The sequence below is a fragment of the Janthinobacterium sp. Ant5-2-1 genome (assembly GCF_001445815.1).
Taxonomy (GTDB): Bacteria; Pseudomonadota; Gammaproteobacteria; order Burkholderiales; family Burkholderiaceae_D; genus Janthinobacterium; species Janthinobacterium lividum_E.
Window position 1 is genome coordinate 1 of record NZ_LNCE01000040.1, and the last position, 20,574, is coordinate 20,574.

The 20,574-nt window shown below is 61.7% G+C and carries 17 protein-coding genes; all 17 read left to right on the forward strand.

The features are described from left to right. The first annotated feature begins 206 nt into the window (after positions 1 to 206). Entirely contained in the window at positions 207 to 3,311 is a 3,105-nt protein-coding gene (locus ASN89_RS13800) for a DEAD/DEAH box helicase (RefSeq protein ID WP_058049653.1), read from the forward strand. 49 nt (positions 3,312 to 3,360) lie between these two features. Next, positions 3,361 to 4,488: a PAS domain-containing sensor histidine kinase gene (locus tag ASN89_RS13805; RefSeq protein ID WP_058049654.1), complete on the forward strand. Its 1,128-nt coding sequence runs from the start codon at positions 3,361 to 3,363 to the stop codon at positions 4,486 to 4,488. A 137-nt stretch (positions 4,489 to 4,625) separates the two neighbouring features. Further along, entirely contained in the window at positions 4,626 to 5,306 is a 681-nt protein-coding gene (locus ASN89_RS13810; RefSeq protein ID WP_034753797.1) for a response regulator transcription factor, read from the forward strand. Between the two features lie 18 nt (positions 5,307 to 5,324). Then, positions 5,325 to 5,471: a hypothetical protein gene (locus tag ASN89_RS29305; protein ID WP_200969039.1), complete on the forward strand. Its 147-nt coding sequence runs from the start codon at positions 5,325 to 5,327 to the stop codon at positions 5,469 to 5,471. 143 nt (positions 5,472 to 5,614) lie between these two features. After that, on the forward strand, positions 5,615 to 6,322 hold the full coding sequence (locus ASN89_RS13815) for a transposase (protein WP_058049655.1): 708 nt from the start codon (positions 5,615 to 5,617) through the stop codon (positions 6,320 to 6,322). A 194-nt stretch (positions 6,323 to 6,516) separates the two neighbouring features. Next, positions 6,517 to 11,217, forward strand: a complete 4,701-nt coding sequence (locus ASN89_RS13820; protein ID WP_058049656.1) for a glutamate synthase-related protein — start codon at positions 6,517 to 6,519, stop codon at positions 11,215 to 11,217. Between the two features lie 79 nt (positions 11,218 to 11,296). After that, entirely contained in the window at positions 11,297 to 12,760 is a 1,464-nt protein-coding gene (locus ASN89_RS13825; RefSeq protein WP_058049657.1) for a glutamate synthase subunit beta, read from the forward strand. A gap of 261 nt (positions 12,761 to 13,021) precedes the next feature. Then, positions 13,022 to 13,831, forward strand: coding sequence for an ABC transporter ATP-binding protein (locus ASN89_RS13830; RefSeq protein ID WP_082654569.1), 810 nt, complete (start codon positions 13,022 to 13,024; stop codon positions 13,829 to 13,831). Then, positions 13,828 to 14,610, forward strand: coding sequence for a lipid asymmetry maintenance ABC transporter permease subunit MlaE (gene mlaE / locus ASN89_RS13835; protein ID WP_058049659.1), 783 nt, complete (start codon positions 13,828 to 13,830; stop codon positions 14,608 to 14,610). Before ASN89_RS13830 ends, mlaE begins: the two co-directional genes overlap by 4 nt. An 80-nt stretch (positions 14,611 to 14,690) precedes the next feature. Beyond that, on the forward strand, positions 14,691 to 15,161 hold the full coding sequence (mlaD, locus tag ASN89_RS13840; protein WP_034753810.1) for an outer membrane lipid asymmetry maintenance protein MlaD: 471 nt from the start codon (positions 14,691 to 14,693) through the stop codon (positions 15,159 to 15,161). Next, complete coding sequence (locus ASN89_RS13845; RefSeq protein WP_046683188.1) at positions 15,158 to 16,039, forward strand: VacJ family lipoprotein; 882 nt, start codon at positions 15,158 to 15,160, stop codon at positions 16,037 to 16,039. Before mlaD ends, ASN89_RS13845 begins: the two co-directional genes overlap by 4 nt. A 71-nt stretch (positions 16,040 to 16,110) precedes the next feature. After that, the gene (locus ASN89_RS13850) at positions 16,111 to 16,746 is read left to right on the forward strand and encodes a phospholipid-binding protein MlaC (protein WP_046683189.1); all 636 of its coding nucleotides are present in this window, start codon (positions 16,111 to 16,113) and stop codon (positions 16,744 to 16,746) included. A 52-nt stretch (positions 16,747 to 16,798) separates the two neighbouring features. Then, on the forward strand, positions 16,799 to 17,146 hold the full coding sequence (locus ASN89_RS13855) for a lipid asymmetry maintenance protein MlaB (protein ID WP_046683190.1): 348 nt from the start codon (positions 16,799 to 16,801) through the stop codon (positions 17,144 to 17,146). A gap of 211 nt (positions 17,147 to 17,357) precedes the next feature. After that, positions 17,358 to 18,275 (forward strand): ABC transporter ATP-binding protein, encoded by a 918-nt coding sequence (locus tag ASN89_RS13860; RefSeq protein ID WP_058049660.1) that lies wholly within the window; start codon positions 17,358 to 17,360, stop codon positions 18,273 to 18,275. Continuing rightward, a complete protein-coding gene (locus ASN89_RS13865; protein ID WP_034753822.1) occupies positions 18,272 to 19,033 on the forward strand; it encodes an ABC transporter permease in 762 nt (253 codons plus the stop codon). The genes ASN89_RS13860 and ASN89_RS13865 overlap by 4 nt, the downstream gene beginning before the upstream one ends. Positions 19,034 to 19,079: 46 nt before the next feature. Next, complete coding sequence (locus ASN89_RS13870) at positions 19,080 to 19,316, forward strand: BolA family protein (RefSeq protein WP_010402134.1); 237 nt, start codon at positions 19,080 to 19,082, stop codon at positions 19,314 to 19,316. 4 nt (positions 19,317 to 19,320) lie between these two features. After that, complete coding sequence (gene murA / locus ASN89_RS13875; RefSeq protein ID WP_046683192.1) at positions 19,321 to 20,571, forward strand: UDP-N-acetylglucosamine 1-carboxyvinyltransferase; 1,251 nt, start codon at positions 19,321 to 19,323, stop codon at positions 20,569 to 20,571. Positions 20,572 to 20,574 lie beyond the last annotated feature (3 nt).

The following is a 20,574-nucleotide window of genomic DNA, read 5'->3' on the forward strand; positions in this document are numbered from 1 at the left end:
ATCCGTCCAGTGGAGGCGAAAATGGCCCGCGACGGGCCATTTTCGCCTTCTGCGGACCTCAAGTGTCGTATTAAATACTTATTTTTTAGGCATCGCGCATTAAAACTGCTCAAAGAGCGTGTGTGAATCAAGCCAGCAACGGCTGTATGGCGGATAATATTGCCTGTTGCCGATTTGGATACGACCTTTACACAAAAATGCGCCCCATGGATTTTACCCGCGACGAAACCAGTGAAACCCCAGTTGCCCCGGCCAGCGCGCCGGGAGCGCCTTTGCCGTATGCCGTCGCTACCTGGCTGCAGCGGGTGGAGGCTGCCGCCCATCCGAAGGCCGTGCTGACGATTGCCGAGCCTGATCCCAAACTCAACGCGCATCGATTGATCTACGTGCTGGCGCCCACCAGCGGTGGCCGCCACGTGGCCCTGTGCCTGTACAAGGCGCGGCTGCGGCCAAATGGCGACGTGGCGGCGGCGTCGCCCATCAGCGAAATCTTCTCGCTGCTGTCCGCGCCGCCCAGCTTTTTGACGCCGGCCGACGAAGACCTCGTGCGTTTCTTCGTGGCCATGCGCAGCGGGCAGAATTCGCAGACGGGCAGCGCCACGGAGCCGAAGGGCAAGGTCGGCGCGGCCCTGCTGAAAATGCTGGCCGAGCAGGATAAGCTGCTGTGGGCCAATTCCTGGGCCGACGTCGGCAATGGCCTCGTGTACCCGCTGAAGGAAGGTCCCGTGCGTCCCGCCCGCCTGTTCTGGCGCGACGAAGGCAAGACCATGCGCCTGGGCTGGCAAGTGGACCCGCCGGAAGGCGCGAAGCACCATGGCGCCGACCAGATCGACTACATGCTGCCCACCGATCCGCCGTGGTACATCGACAATCTGTCGTGCGGCGTGCTGGAACTGAACCAGGGCGGCTCCGACATTTCCCTGGCCGACTTGCAGGCACTGGTGGCGCAGGCGCCGCCGTTGAACGCGAACGACAAGGTGCGCGTGTCGCAACTGCTGCTGGCGCAAGGCTTGCAGCATTTGATGCCGCTGCCGCAACCGTTGCCGCAGCGTTTGCGCAAGGACGTGCCGGCGCAACCGGTCTTGCTGCTCGATAGCGCCATGCTGGCCGATGGCAGCATCCAGCGCTGGAGCGACTTCGCCGTGCTGTCCTACGACTACGACGGCGAGCGCGTCTCGTTCGATCCGTCGCAGCGCGTGGTGCGGCAAGTGGGCGAGGTGACGGAAATTATCCATAGAAATACGGTCGATGAAGCGCGCGCGCTGGCCACCCTGGCCGAGCTGCAATTCAAGAAGCCGGGCTCGGCCCCCTTGAGCGGCTTGAAGGGCGCCTTGCAACTGCCGTCCCAGGCGGAATGGCTGCGTTTTGCCGAGTCCGGCATCGACGCCTTGCTGGAGCAGGGCTGGATCGTGGAAAAGACGGCCAAGTACCGCTACGACGTGAGCGACGTGGGCGACTGGTACGCGGAAATCGATGACCAGGACCCGGACAGCGGCAACGCCTGGTTCGAGCTGGAACTGGGCATCGTCGTCAACCACGAAAGAGTGCCGCTGCTGCCCGTGCTGGTGCAGCTGATCCGCAACGCGCCCAACGATTTCAATCCGAAAGTCATCGAAGCGCATGCGGACGATGACCAGATGCTGGCAACCTTGCCGGACGGCACGCGCGTGGCCCTGCCGTGGGGCCGTGTGCGCCCCATCTTGAACACCTTGGGCGAACTGTATTTCAGCGACAAGATCAAACATGCCGTGCGCATGTCTACCCTCGATGCGGCGCGCCTGGAAGAGCTGGCACGGGGCCTGGAGATGCAATGGACGGGCGGCGAGCAGCTGCGCGCCATGGGCCGCAAGCTGAGCCAGTTCGGTTCCGTGCAAAAAGTGGCGGCGCCAGCCGGCCTGCAGGCGACCTTGCGCGATTACCAGGCCGATGGCTTGGCGTGGATGCAATTCCTGCGCGACCATGACCTGGCGGGCATCCTGGCCGATGACATGGGCTTAGGTAAAACCGTGCAAACTCTGGCGCATATCCTGGTGGAAAAGGAAGCGGGCCGTCTCACGCATCCGGCGCTGGTGATTGCACCGACGAGTTTGATGGGCAACTGGCAGGACGAGGCGGCCAAGTTCGCGCCTTCGCTGAAAGTGCTGCTGCTGCAAGGCAAGGACCGCGCGCAGCAATTCGACCAGATCGATCAATGCGACCTGGTGCTGACGACGTACGCGCTGTTGCCGCGCGACGAGGAAACCTTGCGCGAGCACGATTTCCACCTGGTCATCCTCGACGAATCGCACTACATCAAGAATACGCGCAGCAAGGCGGCGCAAAGCGCGGGCCTGCTGCGCGCGCGCCACCGCCTGTGTTTGTCCGGCACGCCGCTGGAAAATCATTTGGGCGAACTGTGGTCGCAATTCCACTTCCTGCTGCCGGGCTTGCTGGGCGACGAGAAGACGTTCAATACGCAGTTTCGTCATCCGATCGAGCGCCAGGACGACCCGCTGCGCCGCATGCTGCTGAACCGCCGCATCAAGCCTTTCCTGTTGCGCCGCACGAAGGACAATGTGGCCAAGGAACTGCCGCCGAAGACGGAAATGGTGCGCAAGGTGGAATTGACGGGGCCGCAGCGCGACCTGTATGAAACCGTGCGTCTGGCGATGGATCAAAAGGTACGCGAAGAAATCGACAAGAAGGGCGTGGCCCGCAGCCAGATCGTCATCCTTGAAGCGCTGCTGAAATTGCGGCAAGTGTGCTGCGACCCGCGTCTCGTGAAATCCTTGCCGGCGAAGAAGCAGTCGGCCGGTTCGGCCAAGCTGCTCGACTTGATGCAGATGGTGGAAGACTTGCTCGACGAAGGGCGCAAGATTCTTGTGTTCTCGCAATTTACCAGCATGCTGGAATTGATCGAGGAAGAACTCGAGTCGCGCGACATCCCGTACGCGCTTTTAACAGGCGAAACGAAGGACCGGGGCGCGCAAGTGGCGGCCTTCCAGCAGGGCGCCGTACCGATCTTCCTGATCAGCCTGAAAGCGGGCGGCGTGGGCCTGAACCTGACGGCGGCCGACACGGTCATCCACTACGATCCGTGGTGGAATCCGGCGGCGGAAAACCAGGCCACGGACCGTGCCTGGCGTATCGGCCAGGACAAGCCCGTGTTCGTCTACAAGCTGATCGCGAAAGGCACCTTGGAAGAAAAAATCCAGCTGCTGCAGCAAAAGAAATCGGAACTGGCGCAATCGATCCTGGCCGAAGGCGAGTCGCAGAAGATGGCCCTCACGCAGGAAGACTTGCAGCAGATTTTCGCCCCGCTGGAAGATTGACGCTGCCGCGCGCTTATACTTGGCGATTCTTTCCTGCCAGGTATAACGCATGCTGCCCTTCCTCCTTCTGCTGCTTGCCGGCGTCATCCTCATGGCGCTGCGTTTCGTCCAGTTGCGCCGCGCTCTGCTGCGCGCGCGGGCGGGCGAAGCGCAGTTCCGCCTGCTGGCCGAACACGGCCGCGACGCGGCCTTCCTGCTCGACGCCACCACCCTCGAATTGCTCTACATCAGCCCCGCCGCGCAGCGCCTGACGGGCCATGACCTGCCTGCCTTGCGCGAGCACGCTGCGCACCTGGCGGCGGACGTGCCGGCCCGGCTGCAGCGCTGGCGCGACGGCGACACCAGCCGTTTGACTTTGCTGCGCGAAGTGGAATTGCCGCATGCGGACGGCCACCAGCTGGCGCTGGAAATCAGCTCGACCATCGTGCCCGCGGCGGCTGGCCGGGGCATGACCCTGGCGGGCACGGTGCGCGACGTCAGCGCGGCCCAGGCGCAGGAAGCGGAACGGGAAAAGGAGCAAAAGCGCTTCGCCTCGATGCTGTCGCATGAATTCCGCACGCCGCTGGCCACCATCGACGGCGCCATCCAGCGCCTCGTCTCGACATCGAAAGATGCCGACGAGGCCACGCGCAAGCGCTACGTAAAAATCCAGACGGCCGTCGACCGCCTGCTGGCCATGATCGACGATTATCTGTCGCCCGAACGCATGGCGGCCATCGGCCGCGAGCGGGCCGCCGACGGCATCGCGCCGCTGGCCTTGCTGCAGCAGGCGGCCGCCACCGTGCCTGCCAGCCACCCGGTGCAGCTGGAACTCGACGAAGACTTGCCGGCCCGGCTGCGCTGCGACGTGCCCGGCATGGCCCTGTGCCTGAAGATACTGCTCGACAACGCCGTCAAGTTCAGCCCGCCCGGCAGCGCCATTACCTTGTCGGCCAGGCTGGTGCCCGAAGGCGGCGTGGCGCTGTGCGTGCGCGATGCGGGGTCCGGCTTGCGGGAAGAAGAACTGGCGCAGCTGTTCGAGAAAGGAAGCCGCGGAAGTCATGCGACGCATCCGGGCGCCGGGCTGGGCTTGTACATGGCGCGCGCCGTGGTGGACGTGCATGGCGGGAGCTTGCAGGGGCATAATCTGCCCGAAGGCGGGGCAGTTTTCCGGATTTGGCTGCCGCTTCCTGGCTAGACAAGGAAAAGCCTTGCTTCCGCTGAAGGCAACCGTGATAATTCCTTGACGTAAACCTATTGTGCCGTCCATCATGGTGCAGAAGTGAATGGCATGGTTTGCCCACGGTAGCTCACTAACGGAAGAATGGCGTTGCAATGACGAAAATACTGATCGTCGAAGACAATCTGGACTACGCCGAAGACATGGCGGAGTTTCTCGTTGAGCTCGAACACGAAGTTCATATCACCAGCTCCGCTGGCGGGATGTGGACGGCGTTGAGTCATGGCAATGTCGGCGTGGTCGTGCTGGACCTGGGCTTGCCCGATGAGGATGGCTTCAACGTCATCCCCCGCATGCGCCAGCTGTATCCGCAAATCGGCGTGCTGGTGCTGACGGGGCGTGTCGCTTTCGACAGCCGCATCCTGGGTCTGCGCCTGGGTGCCGACCACTATCTGACCAAGCCGATCAAATTCCCCGAACTGGCCGCTCACATCGAAGCGCTCGACCGCCGCGTCGGTCCGCAAGACCCCGTGCCCGAGCCGGGCAAGTGGACCTTGAAGGTAAGTGCTCGCCAACTTGAGCTGATGGGCGCCGTCATCGCCCTGACGGAAAAGGAATTCAATTTCCTGCATCTGCTGACCATCAACACCCGCCCCGTACCGCGCGACGTCATCGTGGCCGGCATGGGCGGCGAAGATCCCGATGCGGGCCGCCGGGTCGACATGCTCGTCTACCGCCTGCGCAAGAAAGCCAAGACGGGCCTGGGCCAGGACTTGCCGCTGCGCAGCGCGTATGGCGAGGGTTACAGCCTGTCGGCCAGCTTTAATTTGTCCTGACCGCCACAGGCGGTCCACATGAAACTGCGTTTCCTGCTTGGGCTGTTGCTGATCGTTGGGTTGTCTTGTGCTGCCCTGTGGCTGCGTCAGGAATGGAAAATCGACAGCTGTCTCGACAATGGTGGCCGCTGGAACTATTCCCTTGCCGTTTGCGACGGCGCATGAGGCGCATAAGTATCCTGTTTTGCAATTAAGGGACAGAGTAAGCCGTTTTTTTCAGTATATAAGATAAAACAGGGTCAGAGTCGCGTCTCGCGCGCACAAGTGTGTAAAATCAAGGCCTTAGCCTATTTTTACCGAGTCTTGCCATGGCCCGTTTGCCCCGTCTTATCATTCCCGCACTGCCCCATTACGTGATCCAGCGCGGCAGCAACCGCCAGCCCGTGTTCCAGGACGCGGCCGACTATGCGCAATTCCTCTCGTGGCTGAAAACGGGCGCGAAAATGTTCAAGGTGGCCATTCACGCCTACGTTTTATTGCCTGATCAGCTACATTTTTTGGCCACGCCCAGCGATGCGACGGGCCTGGGGCAGTTGATGCAGTGGCTGGGACGCTATTACGTGCCGTATTTCAACCAAAAATACGGCCGCGAAGGGGCGTTGTGGCAGGGACGCTACAAAACTTCCGTCATCGATCCCGACAATTTCTTCCTCACATGCTGCCGCTACCTCGAATGCGTGCCCGTGCAAACGGGCGTGGCAGCCCAGGCGCTCGACCATGCGTGGTCGAGCTATGCCCACCATGCCGGTGTCCGCCCCGACTCCGTCATCACCGACCATGCACTGTACTGGGCGCTGGGCAACACGCCGTTTGACCGCGAGGCGGCGTATCTGCGCCTGTTCGAGCAAGGCCTGGGCGGCAGCCAGATGAAAGTGGTGGAACAGGCTGTATTGAAGGGCTGGCCGCTGGGTTCCGAGCCGTTCAAGCAGGCGCTGGAGCAGAAAATGCAGCGCCAAGTGCTGCCAGCCAAGCGGGGCCGTCCCCGCAAAATCGTGGCCGTAGCGGACGTCAATTGAAACCCGTTCGCATTTAAAACAAAAAATGATTCCTTTCTGACGTTTTATTGAAATCGCTTTGACTGTGTCCCTATTAAATTTTCATGGCGACGGAATCGAATTTAATTCGACTCCGACCCTAATTGTTCTGGTTGAGTTTTTTGTTGCGTTGCACTACTCTAGTTTTTCGATAGTCATATGCAGCGGAGAAGCCCATGAAAGCGCAAGGCCTGTACGACCCAGCCAATGAACACGATGCCTGCGGCGTCGGTTTCGTCGCCCATATCAAGGGCAACAAGACCCATTCGATCGTCGAACAGGGTTTGCTGATACTGAAAAACCTCGATCACCGGGGCGCCGTGGGCGCCGACGCGCTGATGGGCGATGGCGCCGGCATCCTGATCCAGATTCCCGATCAGTACTACCGTGAAGAAATGGCCAAGCAGGGCGTGGAATTGCCGCCGCCTGGCGAATACGGCGTGGGCATGGTCTTCCTGCCGAAGGAACACGCGTCGCGCATCGCTTGCGAACAGGAAATCGAACGCGCCGTGCGCATCGAGGGACAAGTCGTGCTGGGCTGGCGCAACGTGCCCATCGATACGGACATGCCGATGTCGCCCACCGTGCGCGCCAAGGAGCCCGTCATCCGCCAGATTTTCATCGGCCGCGGCCCGGACATCATGGTCACCGACGCGCTCGAGCGCAAACTGTATGTGATCCGCAAATCGTCGGGTCACGCCATCCAGGCCTTGAAACTGCTGCACGGCAAGGAATTCTTCGTGCCGTCAATGTCGGCCCGTACTATTGTGTACAAGGGCTTGCTGCTGGCCGACCAGGTGGGCGTGTACTACAAGGACTTGCAGGACGCGCGTTGCATCTCGGCCCTGGCCCTCGTCCACCAGCGTTTCTCGACGAATACCTTCCCGGAATGGCCGCTGGCCCACCCCTACCGCTTGATTGCGCACAATGGCGAGATCAACACCGTCAAAGGCAACTTCAACTGGATGCGCGCGCGCGAAGGCGTCATGAAGTCGGCCGTGCTGGGCGACGACCTGCAAAAGCTGTTCCCCCTGATCTATGAAGGCCAGTCCGACACGGCGTGCTTCGACAATGCGCTGGAACTGCTGTTGATGGCCGGCTACCCGATCGCCCAGGCGATGATGATGATGATTCCGGAAGCGTGGGAAAACCACACGACGATGGATGACAACCGCCGCGCCTTCTACGAATACCACGCTGCCATGATGGAACCGTGGGACGGCCCGGCCGCCATGGCGTTCACGGACGGCCGCCACATCGGCGGCACCCTGGACCGCAACGGCTTGCGTCCGGCCCGCTACATCGTCACGGACGACGACCTGGTGGTGATGGCGTCGGAATCGGGCGTGCTGCCGATTCCCGAATCGAAGATCATCCAGAAATGGCGTTTGCAGCCTGGCAAAATGTTCCTGATCGACCTGGAAGCGGGCCGCATCATCGACGACCAGGAATTGAAAAACACCTACGCCAACGCCAAGCCCTATAAAGCGTGGATCAACTCCGTGCGCATCAAGCTCGACGAGATCAAGCTGGCCGAAGGCCAGGCAAAGCTGGACCGCGCGCAGGGCGAAAAAGCCCAGCCGTCCTTGCTCGACCGCCAGCAGGCGTTCGGCTACACGCAGGAAGACTTGAAATTCCTCATGGCGCCGATGGCTGTCGCCGGCGAAGAGGCGACGGGCTCGATGGGCAATGACTCGCCGCTGGCCGTCATGTCGAACAAGCTCAAACCGCTGTATAACTACTTCAAGCAGCTGTTCGCGCAAGTGACGAACCCGCCGATCGATCCGATCCGCGAAGCGATGGTGATGTCGCTCGTGTCCTTCATCGGCCCGAAACCGAACTTGCTCGATACGAATAACGTCAACCCGCCGATGCGCCTGGAAGTGGCGCAGCCCGTGCTGGGCTTTGACGACATGGCCCGTCTGCGCAACATCAGCGCCCACACGGGCGGCAAGTTCAAGTCCTACGAACTGGACATCTGCTACCCGCTGGCCTGGGGCAAGGAAGGCGTCGAAGCATGCCTGGCCTCGCTGTGCGCGGAAGCCGTCGACGCCGTGAAATCCGGCCACAATATCCTGATCGTCTCGGACCGCGCCATTTGCGCCGACCAGGTGGCGATCCCTGCGCTCTTGGCCACGTCCACCGTGCACCAGCACCTGGTGAGCAAGGGCTTGCGCGCTTCCACCGGCCTCGTCGTGGAAACGGGCTCGGCCCGCGAAACCCACCACTTCGCCTTGCTCGCTGGCTATGGCGCGGAAGCCGTCCACCCGTATCTGGCCATGGAAACCCTGGCCGACATGGCGCATGGCTTGCCAGGCGATTTGTCGGGCGACAAAGCCATCTATAACTACACCAAGGCTGTCGGCAAGGGCTTGATGAAGGTCATGTCGAAGATGGGTATTTCGACCTACATGTCCTATTGCGGCGCGCAAATCTTCGAAGCCATCGGCTTGAACAAATCGCTGGTCGACAAATACTTCAAGGGCACGGCGTCGAACGTGGAAGGTATCGGCGTGTTTGAAGTGGCGGAAGAAGCGCTGCGCCTGCACGCGCTGGCCTTCGGCAACGATCCCGTACTGTCCGACAAGCTCGACGCGGGCGGCGAGTACGCGTTCCGCGTGCGCGGCGAAGACCACATGTGGACGCCGGACGCGATTGCCAAGCTGCAGCATTCCACGCGCAGCAACAATTTTTCCAGCTATAAAGAGTACGCACAAATCATCAACGACCAGAGCCGTCGCCACCTGACCCTGCGCGGCCTGTTCGAGTTCAAGCTGGACCCGACCAAGGCGATCCCGCTCGATGAAGTGGAACCGGCCAAGGAAATCGTCAAGCGCTTTGCCACGGGCGCCATGTCGCTCGGTTCGATCAGCACGGAAGCGCACGCAACGCTTGCGGTGGCCATGAACCGCATCGGCGGCAAGTCGAACACGGGCGAGGGCGGCGAAGATCCGAACCGCTACACGCAGGAATTGAAGGGCATCCCGATCCGCCAGGGCGACACCATGGCGTCCATCGTGGGCGCCGAGCAGATCGTCGTCGATATTCCGCTGCAGGAAGGCGATTCCATGCGTTCGCGCATCAAGCAGGTGGCGTCCGGACGTTTCGGCGTCACGGCCGCCTACCTGAACTCGGCCGACCAGATCCAGATCAAGATGGCGCAAGGCGCGAAACCGGGCGAAGGCGGTCAGTTGCCGGGCCATAAAGTGTCGGAATACATCGCCAGCCTGCGCTTCTCCGTACCGGGCGTGGGCTTGATTTCGCCACCGCCGCACCATGACATCTATTCGATCGAAGACCTGGCGCAGCTGATCCATGACTTGAAGAACGCCAATCCGCGCGCCTCGATTTCCGTAAAACTGGTATCGGAAGTGGGCATCGGCACGGTGGCCGCCGGCGTCACCAAGGCGAAAGCCGACCACGTGGTCGTTGCCGGCCACGACGGCGGCACGGGCGCCTCGCCATTGTCGTCCGTGAAACATGCGGGTACGCCGTGGGAACTGGGCCTGGCCGAAACGCAACAAACCTTGGTGCTGAACGGCTTGCGCAGCCGCATCCGCGTGCAGGCCGACGGCCAGATGAAGACGGGCCGCGACGTGGTCATCGCCGCCCTGCTGGGCGCCGACGAGATCGGTTTCGCCACGGCGCCGCTGGTGGTCGAAGGCTGCATCATGATGCGCAAATGCCACTTGAACACCTGTCCGGTGGGCGTGGCCACGCAAGATCCGGTGCTGCGCGCCAAGTTCTCGGGCAAACCCGAGTATGTCGTCAATTACTTCTTCTTCGTTGCCGAAGAAGCCCGCCAATTGATGGCGCAGCTGGGCATCCGCACGTATGACGAACTGATCGGCCGTGTCGACTTGCTGGACAAATCGAAGGCGATTTCGCACTGGAAGGCGCAGGGCCTGGACTTCTCGGCCATCTTCCACAAGCCGGAAACACCAAGCGGCCAAGCCTGCCGCCACGTGGAGTTCCAGGACCATGCGCTGGAAAAAGCGCTCGATCACAAGCTGATCGCGCAAGCGCGCGCGGCGCTGGAAAAGGGCGAGCGCGTCTCGTTCATCTCGCCCGTACGCAACCTGAACCGCACGGTGGGTACCATGCTGTCCGGCGAAGTGGCGAAGAAATACGGCCATGCCGGCTTGCCGGATGACACCATCCATATCCAGTTGCAAGGCACGGCGGGTCAGTCGGCCTGCGCCTTCCTGGCGCACGGCATCACGATCGACCTGGTGGGTGAAGGCAACGATTACGTGGGCAAGGGCTTGTCGGGCGGACGCATCATCGTGCGGCCCAATACCGAGTTCCGCGGCTGGGCCGTGGACAACATCATCATCGGCAACACGGTGCTGTACGGCGCCATCGCCGGCGAAGCTTTCTTCAATGGCGTGGCTGGTGAACGCTTTGCCGTGCGCAACTCGGGCGCCACCACGGTGGTCGAGGGCCTGGGCGACCATGGCTGCGAATACATGACGGGCGGCACGGTAGTGGTGCTGGGCAACACGGGACGCAACTTTGCGGCCGGCATGTCGGGCGGCATCGCCTATGTGTATGACCCGGCCGGCGACTTTGCCAGCAAGTGCAACACGGCCATGGTCAGCCTGGACAAGGTCGTGTCGGCAGCGGAACAGCATGTCGACCGCGACGCCTGGCATACGCAGCACCGCGATGGCGTGCCGGAAGCGGATGAGGTCATCCTGAAGCGCCTGATCGAGCGTCATTTCAAGCACACGGGCAGCACCCGCGCCCGCGTCTTGCTGGACGACTGGGCGGCGGCGCGCGGCAAGTTCGTGAAGGTCTTCCCGAACGAGTACAAGCGCGCGCTGATTGAAATGGCAGCTGACGCCGCCATGGAAGTCCAAGCCGTCGCCGCCTGAGCCAGCCAAGCTCATTGCCTAATGAATGACCAGGGAGCGGCCCGGCCGCTCCCCGCCAGCCAAATACAAAGGAACTATCGTGGGTAAAATTACCGGCTTCATGGAATTCAAGCGCCAGGACGAACACTATCTGGAGCCTGCCGCGCGCCTGAAGAACTACAAGGAATTCGTCTTGCACCTGTCGGACGCGCAAGCGACCGTGCAAGGCGCGCGCTGCATGGATTGCGGCATCCCCTTCTGCACCACGGGTTGCCCCGTGAATAACATCATTCCCGACTGGAATGACCTGGTGTACCGCGGTAACTACCGCGAAGCGCTCGACGTCTTGCATTCGACGAATAACTTCCCGGAATTTACGGGCCGCATCTGCCCGGCGCCGTGCGAATCGGCCTGCACCCTGGGCATTCATGAAGATCCGGTCGGCATCAAGTCGATCGAGCATAAAATCATCGACATGGGCTGGGAGCACGGCTGGGTCACGCCGCAGCCGGCAGGTTTTAGTACGGGCAAGAAAGTGGCCATCGTCGGTTCCGGCCCCGCCGGCCTGGCGGCGGCGCAGCAGCTGGCACGCGCCGGCCATGCCGTCACCGTGTTTGAAAAGAGCGACCGGGTCGGCGGCTTGCTGCGTTACGGCATCCCCGACTTCAAGATGGAAAAGTCGCACATCGACCTGCGCGTGAAACAGATGGAAGCCGAAGGTGTCGTCTTCCGCACCAGCGTGCTGGTCGGCAAGGATTTCCCGGCCCACGTGAATAACTGGGCCAAGGAAACCATTTTCCCGGAAGACCTGGAAAAAGAATTCGACGCCGTCATCATGGCCGGCGGCGCCGAGCAGCCGCGCGACTTGCCCGTGCCGGGCCGCGAGCTGAAAGGCGTGCATTTCGCCATGGATTTCCTGCCGCTGCAAAACAAGGTCAACGCGGGCGACAAGCTCAAGGACCAGATCAAGGCGACGGGCAAGCACGTGGTGGTGATCGGCGGCGGCGACACGGGTTCCGACTGCGTCGGCACCTCGAACCGCCATGGCGCCGCCTCGGTGGCTCAGTTCGAACTGATGCCGCAGCCGCCGGAACAGGAAAACAAGCCGCTCGTCTGGCCGTACTGGCCGACCAAGCTGCGCACCTCGTCTTCGCACGAAGAAGGCTGCGAGCGCGACTGGGCCGTGGCTACCAAGCGTTTCGAAGGCAAGGGCGGCAAGGTGGAAAAGCTGATCGCCTGCAGAGTCGAGTGGAAAGACGGCAAGATGAGCGAAGTGCCGAACTCGGAATTCGAGATGAAGGCGGACCTGGTCTTCCTGGCCATGGGCTTTGTTTCACCAGTACAACAAGTGCTGGAAGCGTTCGGCGTCGATACGGATGCGCGCGGCAATGTCAAGGCGACAACGGATGGCGCCGCCTGCTACCAGACCTCGGTGCCGAAAGTCTTTGCCGCCGGCGACATGCGCCGTGGCCAGTCGCTGGTGGTCTGGGCCATCCGCGAAGGGCGCCAGTGCGCGCGCGCCGTCGATGAGTTCCTGATGGGCGCATCGCTGCTGCCGCGCTAAAAAAACGAGCAATTGTCCGTTTTTTTGACAGGGCCACGGCGCGGATCGCGACGTGGCCCTTGTTATTTTTAGTTATCAAGTCAACAGCCATGCATGCCATCGGGCAGGGACGCGATGTGGCGGCCGAATTTCCACTACAATATCTGACTTTCGATTCATTAGTGTTGTATTCTTCCCCTTTCCGGGGCTGTCCCAAGGGGTGTCTCAGCAGAGGTTGGCGTTTCTGCACTACAATACGCCATTAAAATAGTGAGCTTCGTCGTGCCAAATCTTGTTGAGATCCGTGATTTACACTTTGCCTATGGAGAACGTTCGATTTTATCGGGCCTTCAAATGGATTTCCCACGTGGAAAAGTTGTGGCCGTCATGGGTGGCTCCGGCAGTGGCAAGACGACCGTACTGCGCCTGATCGGCGGGCAGCTGCGCCCCAGTTCCGGTTCCGTGAATGTGGACGGCCAGATCGTGCATACGCTGGGGACCGACGAGTTATACCAGCTGCGCCGCAAGATGGGCATGCTGTTCCAGCACGGCGCGCTGTTTACGGACTTGACGGCGTTCGAGAACGTGGCGTTCCCTCTGCGCGAACACACGGACTTGAATGAAGAGCTGATCCGCACCCTGGTGCTGATGAAGCTGCACGCCGTGGGCTTGCGCAATGCGGCGCAATTGAAGCCGGCCGAAATCTCGGGCGGCATGGGCCGCCGCGTCGCGCTGGCGCGCGCCATCGCGCTCGACCCCGAACTGATCATGTACGACGAGCCGTTCGCCGGCCTGGACCCGATTTCCATGGGCGTGACGGCCAATTTGATCCGCAATTTGAACGATGCGCTGGGCTCCACGTCTATCCTGGTATCGCACGATGTGAAGGAGTGTTTCGCCATCGCTGATTACGTCTATTTTCTGTCATCGGGCAAGATCGTGGCGCACGGCACGCCGGCCGAGATGGCCGTGTCGATGCATCCCTACGTCAAGCAGTTCGTCAATGCCGAGGCCGATGGCCCCGTGCCCTTCCATTATCCGGGCAAGTCGCTGGCCGACGACCTGGGTCTGCAGGCGGGGGGCGGCCGATGATCGCGCGTTTCCTGGCGTCGATCGGAGCGTGGTTGCGTCGTTCGGTACAAGACCTCGGCTTTGCCGTGCGTTCGTTTTTTATCATCATCGCCTCGTCGGGCGGCCTGTGGCGCCGTCCGCGCCTGGTGATTGAGCAACTGTTTTTTATCGGCAACCGCTCGCTGGTGATTACCGCCGTCTCCGGCCTGTTCGTCGGCATGGTGCTGGGTTTGCAAGGCTATTACACCTTGACCACGTATGGCGCCGAGCAGTCGCTGGGCTTGCTGGTGGCGCTGTCGTTGACGCGCGAACTGGGCCCCGTCGTGACGGCGCTGCTGTTCGCCGGCCGTGCCGGCACGTCGCTGACGGCGGAAATCGGCCTGATGAAGGCGGGCGAGCAATTGTCGGCCATGGAAATGATGGCCGTGAACCCGATCCAGCGCGTGCTGGCGCCCCGTTTCTGGGCCGGCGTGATCGCCATGCCGATTCTGGGCGCGATCTTCACGGCCGTCGGCATCGTCGGCAGCTACCTGGTCGGCGTGGTGCTGATCGGTGTCGATGAAGGCTCGTTCTGGTCGCAGATGCAAGGCGGCGTGGATGTCTGGAAAGAAGTGGGCAACGGCACCATCAAGAGCCTGGTGTTCGGCATCGCGGTGACGTTCATCGCGCTGTTCCAGGGTTATCAGGCACAGCCGACGCCGGAAGACGTGTCCGGCGCGACTACGCGCACGGTGGTCATTTCGTCGTTGATGGTGTGGTGGCTCGATTTCATGATGACGGCTTTGATGTTTAGCAAGTAATTGCCCATAGGCGAAAAAATTATCGGCCTGGGCAGTGTTCTGCGCAGGTGGCGGCAAGTAAAAATTATTTAGGATTGTTTATGCAACGTAAATCTTTGGATGTCTGGGTCGGCTTGTTCGTCTTGCTGGGTGTGGCGGCATTGATGTTTCTGGCGCTCAAGGCCGGCAATATGAGCTCGCTGTCTTTCAGCAAGACGTATACCATTAGTGCCAAGTTCGACAATATTGGCGGCCTCAAGCCGCAGGCGCCCGTCAAGGGCGCTGGCGTGGTGGTGGGCCGGGTCTCGGAAATCGTCTTTGACGACAAGACTTACCAGGCGCTGGTGAAACTCGACATCGAAGATGGCTACAAATTTCCGAAAGACAGCTCGGCCAAGATTTTGACGGCCGGTTTGCTGGGAGAGCAATATATCGGCCTGGAAGCAGGCGGCGATCTGGCGAACCTGGCAGAGGGCGACAAGATCGCCCGTACTCAATCGGCCACAGTGCTGGAAGACCTGATCAATCAGTTCATCTACAGCAAGGCAGCGGAAGGAAAGGACAGCAAATGAGCGAGTCGACCAAACAATCCCAAGGCAGCCTGGCGCGTATCGGCCTGGCCTTGGCCATCGCCGCCAGCGTGAGTGCTTGCGCCACCGGCACCAATCCGCGCGACCCGCTGGAAGGGTATAACCGCGCGATGTTCAAGTTCAACGACACCGTCGACCAGGTGGCCTTGAAGCCAGTCGCCACGGCCTACAAGAAGGTGACGCCATCGTTCGTGCAAACGGGCGTGGGCAACTTCTTCGGCAACTTGTCCGATGTGTGGAGCGCCGTGAACAACTTGCTGCAAGGCAAGGGTGAGGCGGGCTTGCAAGACGTCGTGCGCGTCAGCATGAACTCGACTTTCGGTATCTTCGGCCTGATCGACATCGCCTCGCAGGCCGGCATTCCGAAGCATAACGAAGATTTTGGCCAGACCCTGGGCTGGTATGGCGTCCAGTCGGGTCCGTACGTGATGCTGCCGCTGCTGGGCCCGTCGACCGTGCGCGACACGGCGGCCCTGCCGCTCGATATCGCAGGCGACCCATGGCGCTACAAGGATCCGGTCAATGTGCGCAATATCGGCACCGTGACGCGCGTGGTCGACAAGCGCGCCGCGCTGCTCGACGCGACCAATTTGATGGAAGCGGCCGCGCTGGACCGTTATGAATTCATCCGCGACGGTTTCCTGCAGGCGCGCGAAAGCAAGGTTTTCGATGGCGATACGGACCGCCGCGACCGTAAAGTGCCAAAAAACGACACCAGCGATTACGAGCCGGAGTACGAGGCAAAACCGCAGCCTGCCAATGACGCGCCTGCGGCAACGGCCGCCGCTGTGCTGGCGCCTGCGGATCTCGTAACATCTGGTAGCAATACCGTTGCTTCCGAGGCAAAGCCGCAGGAGTAAACTGGACGCAAGAACACCACGGCTGCGATCAACGCCAGCCGGTGCATAGCAACACCATGAAAGGTAAAACCATGAAATTGATGAAACAACTGCTGGCGATGGCCACAATCGCCTTTGCCACCGCCGCCCAGGCCGCCCCTGCTGTCGAAGCGCCGGACGTCCTGGTCAAACGCATCAGCCAGGACGTGATCGACACGGCCAAGGCCGACAAGGGCATCCAGGCTGGCGACATCAAGCGCGTCACCGAACTGGTGGAAAGCAAGATCTTGCCGTATGTGGATTTCCAGCGCATGACGTCGCTGGCAGCCGGCCGCCACTGGCGCGACGCCACGCCCGACCAGCAAAAGCAGCTGGCTGCGGAATTCCGTACCCTGCTGATCTACACGTACTCGGGCGCCCTGTCTCAGATCAAGAACGAAACGGTGGAATTCAAGCCGCTGCGCGCCGACCCGGCCGACACGGAAGTGGAAGTGCGTTCGCAGGTGAACGTGGCGCGCGGCGAACCCGTGCCCCTGAACTACCGCGTGGCGAAAACCCCGTCCGGCTGGAAGATCTATGACATCAACGTGCTGGGTGCGTGGCTGGTGGAAACGTACAAAAGCAGCTTTGCCAGCGAGATCAGCAAGGGCGGCATCGATGGCCTGATCAAGACCTTGCAGGCAAAAAACAAGGCCCTGGCCAGCCGTCCCGCTGCCAAAGCCAAATAATCGGCTATCATATAGCTCCTGACCCAGCTCCAGACCAGCGCAGCCCGACGCCATGCCCGACTCTCTCGACACCTTGCAGTCCCTGACTTCCCTGACCGTGCACAATGCCACTTCGGCATTGGAGCAGGGTCTGGACGCCATCCGCTCGGGTCAGACGAAGTTCGACTTGCGCAACGTCAAGGCCGTCGATTCGGCCGCCGTTTCCGTCATGCTGACGTGGCAGCGCGCCGCGCAGGACGCCGGCGCCGTGCTGGAGCTGAAAAACCTGCCGAACAACCTGAAAAACCTCACCAAGCTGTATGGCGTCTGCTCGCTCGTCTCGAGCACCTTGAGCGCCGACGACTGCGGCAGCGCCGGCGGCCACGCCGAACGCAGCCCGTCCGACCTGCATCATCATTGATCCTGTCCCACTCCCCGCATCAGCAGTAGCTTTCAAGCCGGCAGGCCAGCAGCGTCGCCGGATTGATCTCCAAGTGTTCCACGAATTTTCCAACTATAATTGACTGTTGCGCCGTCCTCGCCTGAAGGTGGCGCCCTGCACCGGCCTGCCGGCCTGGATGTCTCCGGCAACTGGCGCATCACACCAGACGCATTACACTTGAAACAAGCACATGACCGCAATTCAAATAACGAATGTAGAAAAGAGCTATAAATCGCTCAAGGCGCTGGGCGGCGTGTCGCTGGCCATCGAAGAAGGCGAGTTTTTCGGCCTGCTCGGTCCCAACGGCGCCGGCAAGACCACCCTCATTTCCATCATCGCCGGCCTGATACGCCCCGACGCGGGCACCGTCAAGATCCATGGCCACGACGTGGTCAAGGACTTCCGCAACGCGCGCCGCAACTTGGGCGTGGTGCCGCAGGAACTGGTGTTCGATCCGTTTTTCACCGTGCGCGAAACCCTGCGCCTGCAGTCCGGTTACTTCGGCCTGCCGAACAACGACAAGTGGATCGACGAGGTCATGGAAAACCTCGACCTGACCGGCAAGGCTGACACGAACATGCGCGCCCTGTCCGGCGGCATGAAGCGCCGCGTGCTCGTGGCGCAGGCGCTGGTGCACAAGCCGCCCGTCATCGTGCTCGATGAACCGACGGCCGGCGTCGACGTGGAACTGCGTCAGACCTTGTGGAAGTTCATCTCGCGCCTGAACCGCGAAGGCGGCCACACGGTCGTCTTGACCACGCACTACCTGGAAGAGGCGCAAGCCATGTGCCAGCGCGTGGCCATGCTGAAGACGGGCAAGGTGGTGGCGCTCGACACCATGTCGGCCCTGATCCGCCGCATCGCCGGCTCGCAGCTGCAGGTGCACCTGAAAAACGGCAGCCTGCCGGACGACCTGCGGCACCTGGTGCTGCATGCGGAAGAACAGCAGGCGCCGAACAAGTTCAGCTTGCGCGTCAACGAATACAGCGAAGTCGAGAAAATCCTCGCCTGCCTGCGCGAAGCGGGTGCCGAGATCGATGAAATGCAATTGCAACAAGCCGACCTGGAAGATATCTTCTTGCAGATCATGGATAAAGGTACCGTATGATTTCGACAGGATTTCGCACCCTCGTCTACAAAGAGACGCTGCGCTTCTGGAAAGTGGCGACGCAAACCGTGGCCGCGCCCGTGCTCACGTCGATGCTGTACCTGCTGGTGTTCGGCCATGTGCTCGACGGCCGCGTGGAGCCGAGCCCCGGCGTCAGCTACACGGCCTTTCTGATTCCCGGCCTAGTGATGATGAGCGTGCTGCAAAACGCGTTTGCCAATTCCTCGTCCTCGCTGATCCAGTCGAAGATCACGGGCAACCTGGTGTTCGTGCTGCTGACGCCCCTGTCGCACTGGGAAATCTTCTCGGCGTATGTGCTCGCTTCCGTCGCGCGCGGCCTGGCCGTGGGCTTTGGCGTGTTCGCCATCACCTGCTGGTTTGCCGACCTGTCGTTTGTCGCGCCGCTGTGGATCGTTGTCTTCGCGTTTCTCGGCGCCGCCATGCTGGGCACCATGGGCTTGATCGCCGGCATCTGGGCCGAAAAATTCGACCAGCTGGCCGCCTTCCAGAACTTCCTGATCATGCCGGCCACCTTTTTGTCGGGCGTGTTCTATTCGATCCACTCGCTCCCCGCCTTCTGGCAGACGGTGTCGCATCTGAACCCCTTCTTCTACATGATCGACGGCTTCCGCTACGGCTTCTTCGGCGTGTCCGACGTCAGCCCGTGGCTCAGCCTTTCCATCGTCGCCGGCTTCCTCGTGATCCTGGCGCTGGCGTCGATCCGCCTGCTGAAGAGCGGTTACCGATTGCGCCACTAACTGCGGCACCTCACATCACTACATTATTCAATATCAAGGACTTATCGTGACCACCACTCCAGAACTGATCCACGGCTATCTGTCGGCCGGCCTCGAATGCACGCACCTCGAAGTGGAGGGCGATGGCCAGCACTTCCAGGCCGTGATCGTCTCGCCCGCGTTTGCCGGCAAGCGCCTGATCGCCCGCCACCAGATCGTCTACGCGGCGCTGGGCGACCGCATGCGCGAGGAAATCCACGCGCTGTCGATGAAAACCCTGACACCTGAAGAATTCCAAGGATAAGCACATGGACAAGCTCCTCATCAACGGCGGCAACCGCCTGAACGGCGACATCGCCATCTCCGGCGCGAAAAACGCCGCCCTGCCCATCCTGTGCGCGGGCCTGCTGACCGCGGGCGACCTGGACCTGACCAACGTGCCGCATCTGCACGACGTGGCCACGATGCTGAAACTGCTGGGCCAGACTGGCCTGAAAGTGCAACAGGACGGCGACCGCGTGGTCCTCAACGGCAGCGCCATCGACACCCTGGAAGCGCCGTATGAACTGGTGAAAACCATGCGCGCCTCGATCCTCGTGCTCGGTCCCATGCTGGCGCGCTTCGGCGAAGCCAAGGTCTCGCTGCCGGGCGGCTGCGCCATCGGTTCGCGTCCCGTCGACCAGCACATCAAGGGCCTGGAAGCGCTGGGCGCCGAGATCCGCATCGAAGCGGGCTACATCTACGCCAAGTGCGCCAAGCTCAAAGGCGCGCGCATCGTCACCGACATGATCACCGTCACCGGCACCGAGAACCTGCTGATGGCCGCGACCCTGGCCGAAGGCGAGACCATCCTGGAAAACGCCGCCTGCGAACCGGAAGTGACGGACCTGGCCCACCTGCTGGTGGCCATGGGCGCGAAGATCGACGGCATCGGCACCAGCCGCCTGGTGATCCAGGGCGTGGACGCCTTGCACGGCGCCTCGCACGCGGTGATCGCCGACCGTATCGAAACGGGTACCTTCCTGTGCGCCGTGGCGGCCACCGGCGGCGATATCACCCTGCGCAACGTGCGCACCGATATCCTCGACTCTGCGCTCGACAAGCTGCGCGCCATGGGCCTGACGATGACCTTCGGCGCCGACTGGATCCGCGCCGAGATGTCGGCCCGTCCGAACCCCGTCAGCTTCCGCACGACGGAATACCCGGGCTTCCCGACTGACATGCAGGCGCAGTTCATGGCGGTGAACACCATCGCGAATGGCGCCAGCCGCGTCACCGAGACGATTTTCGAAAACCGCTTCATGCACGTGCAGGAAATGAATCGCCTGGGCGCCGACATCACCATCGAGGGCAACACGGCCATCATCGCCGGCGTCAAGCAGCTGCGCGGCGCGCCCGTGATGGCGACCGACTTGCGCGCTTCGGCGTCGCTGGTGATCGCGGCCCTGGCCGCCGATGGCGAAACCCTGATCGACCGCATCTATCACCTCGACCGCGGCTACGACCGCATGGAAGTGAAACTGTCGGCCGTCGGCGCGAACATCGTACGCATCAAATAACAA

Excerpts from the sequence above, each read along its gene's own strand:
- ASN89_RS13800 (WP_058049653.1), top strand. The coding sequence starts at position 207 with ATGGATTTTACCCGCGACGAAACCAGTGAAACCCCAGTTGCCCCGGCC.
- ASN89_RS13805 (WP_058049654.1), top strand. The coding sequence starts at position 3,361 with ATGCTGCCCTTCCTCCTTCTGCTGCTTGCCGGCGTCATCCTCATGGCG.
- ASN89_RS13810 (WP_034753797.1), top strand. The coding sequence starts at position 4,626 with ATGACGAAAATACTGATCGTCGAAGACAATCTGGACTACGCCGAAGAC.
- ASN89_RS29305 (WP_200969039.1), top strand. The coding sequence starts at position 5,325 with ATGAAACTGCGTTTCCTGCTTGGGCTGTTGCTGATCGTTGGGTTGTCT.
- ASN89_RS13815 (WP_058049655.1), top strand. The coding sequence starts at position 5,615 with ATGGCCCGTTTGCCCCGTCTTATCATTCCCGCACTGCCCCATTACGTG.
- ASN89_RS13820 (WP_058049656.1), top strand. The coding sequence starts at position 6,517 with ATGAAAGCGCAAGGCCTGTACGACCCAGCCAATGAACACGATGCCTGC.
- mlaE (WP_058049659.1), top strand. The coding sequence starts at position 13,828 with ATGATCGCGCGTTTCCTGGCGTCGATCGGAGCGTGGTTGCGTCGTTCG.
- mlaD (WP_034753810.1), top strand. The coding sequence starts at position 14,691 with ATGCAACGTAAATCTTTGGATGTCTGGGTCGGCTTGTTCGTCTTGCTG.
- ASN89_RS13845 (WP_046683188.1), top strand. The coding sequence starts at position 15,158 with ATGAGCGAGTCGACCAAACAATCCCAAGGCAGCCTGGCGCGTATCGGC.
- ASN89_RS13850 (WP_046683189.1), top strand. The coding sequence starts at position 16,111 with ATGAAATTGATGAAACAACTGCTGGCGATGGCCACAATCGCCTTTGCC.
- ASN89_RS13855 (WP_046683190.1), top strand. The coding sequence starts at position 16,799 with ATGCCCGACTCTCTCGACACCTTGCAGTCCCTGACTTCCCTGACCGTG.
- ASN89_RS13860 (WP_058049660.1), top strand. The coding sequence starts at position 17,358 with ATGACCGCAATTCAAATAACGAATGTAGAAAAGAGCTATAAATCGCTC.
- ASN89_RS13865 (WP_034753822.1), top strand. The coding sequence starts at position 18,272 with ATGATTTCGACAGGATTTCGCACCCTCGTCTACAAAGAGACGCTGCGC.
- murA (WP_046683192.1), top strand. The coding sequence starts at position 19,321 with ATGGACAAGCTCCTCATCAACGGCGGCAACCGCCTGAACGGCGACATC.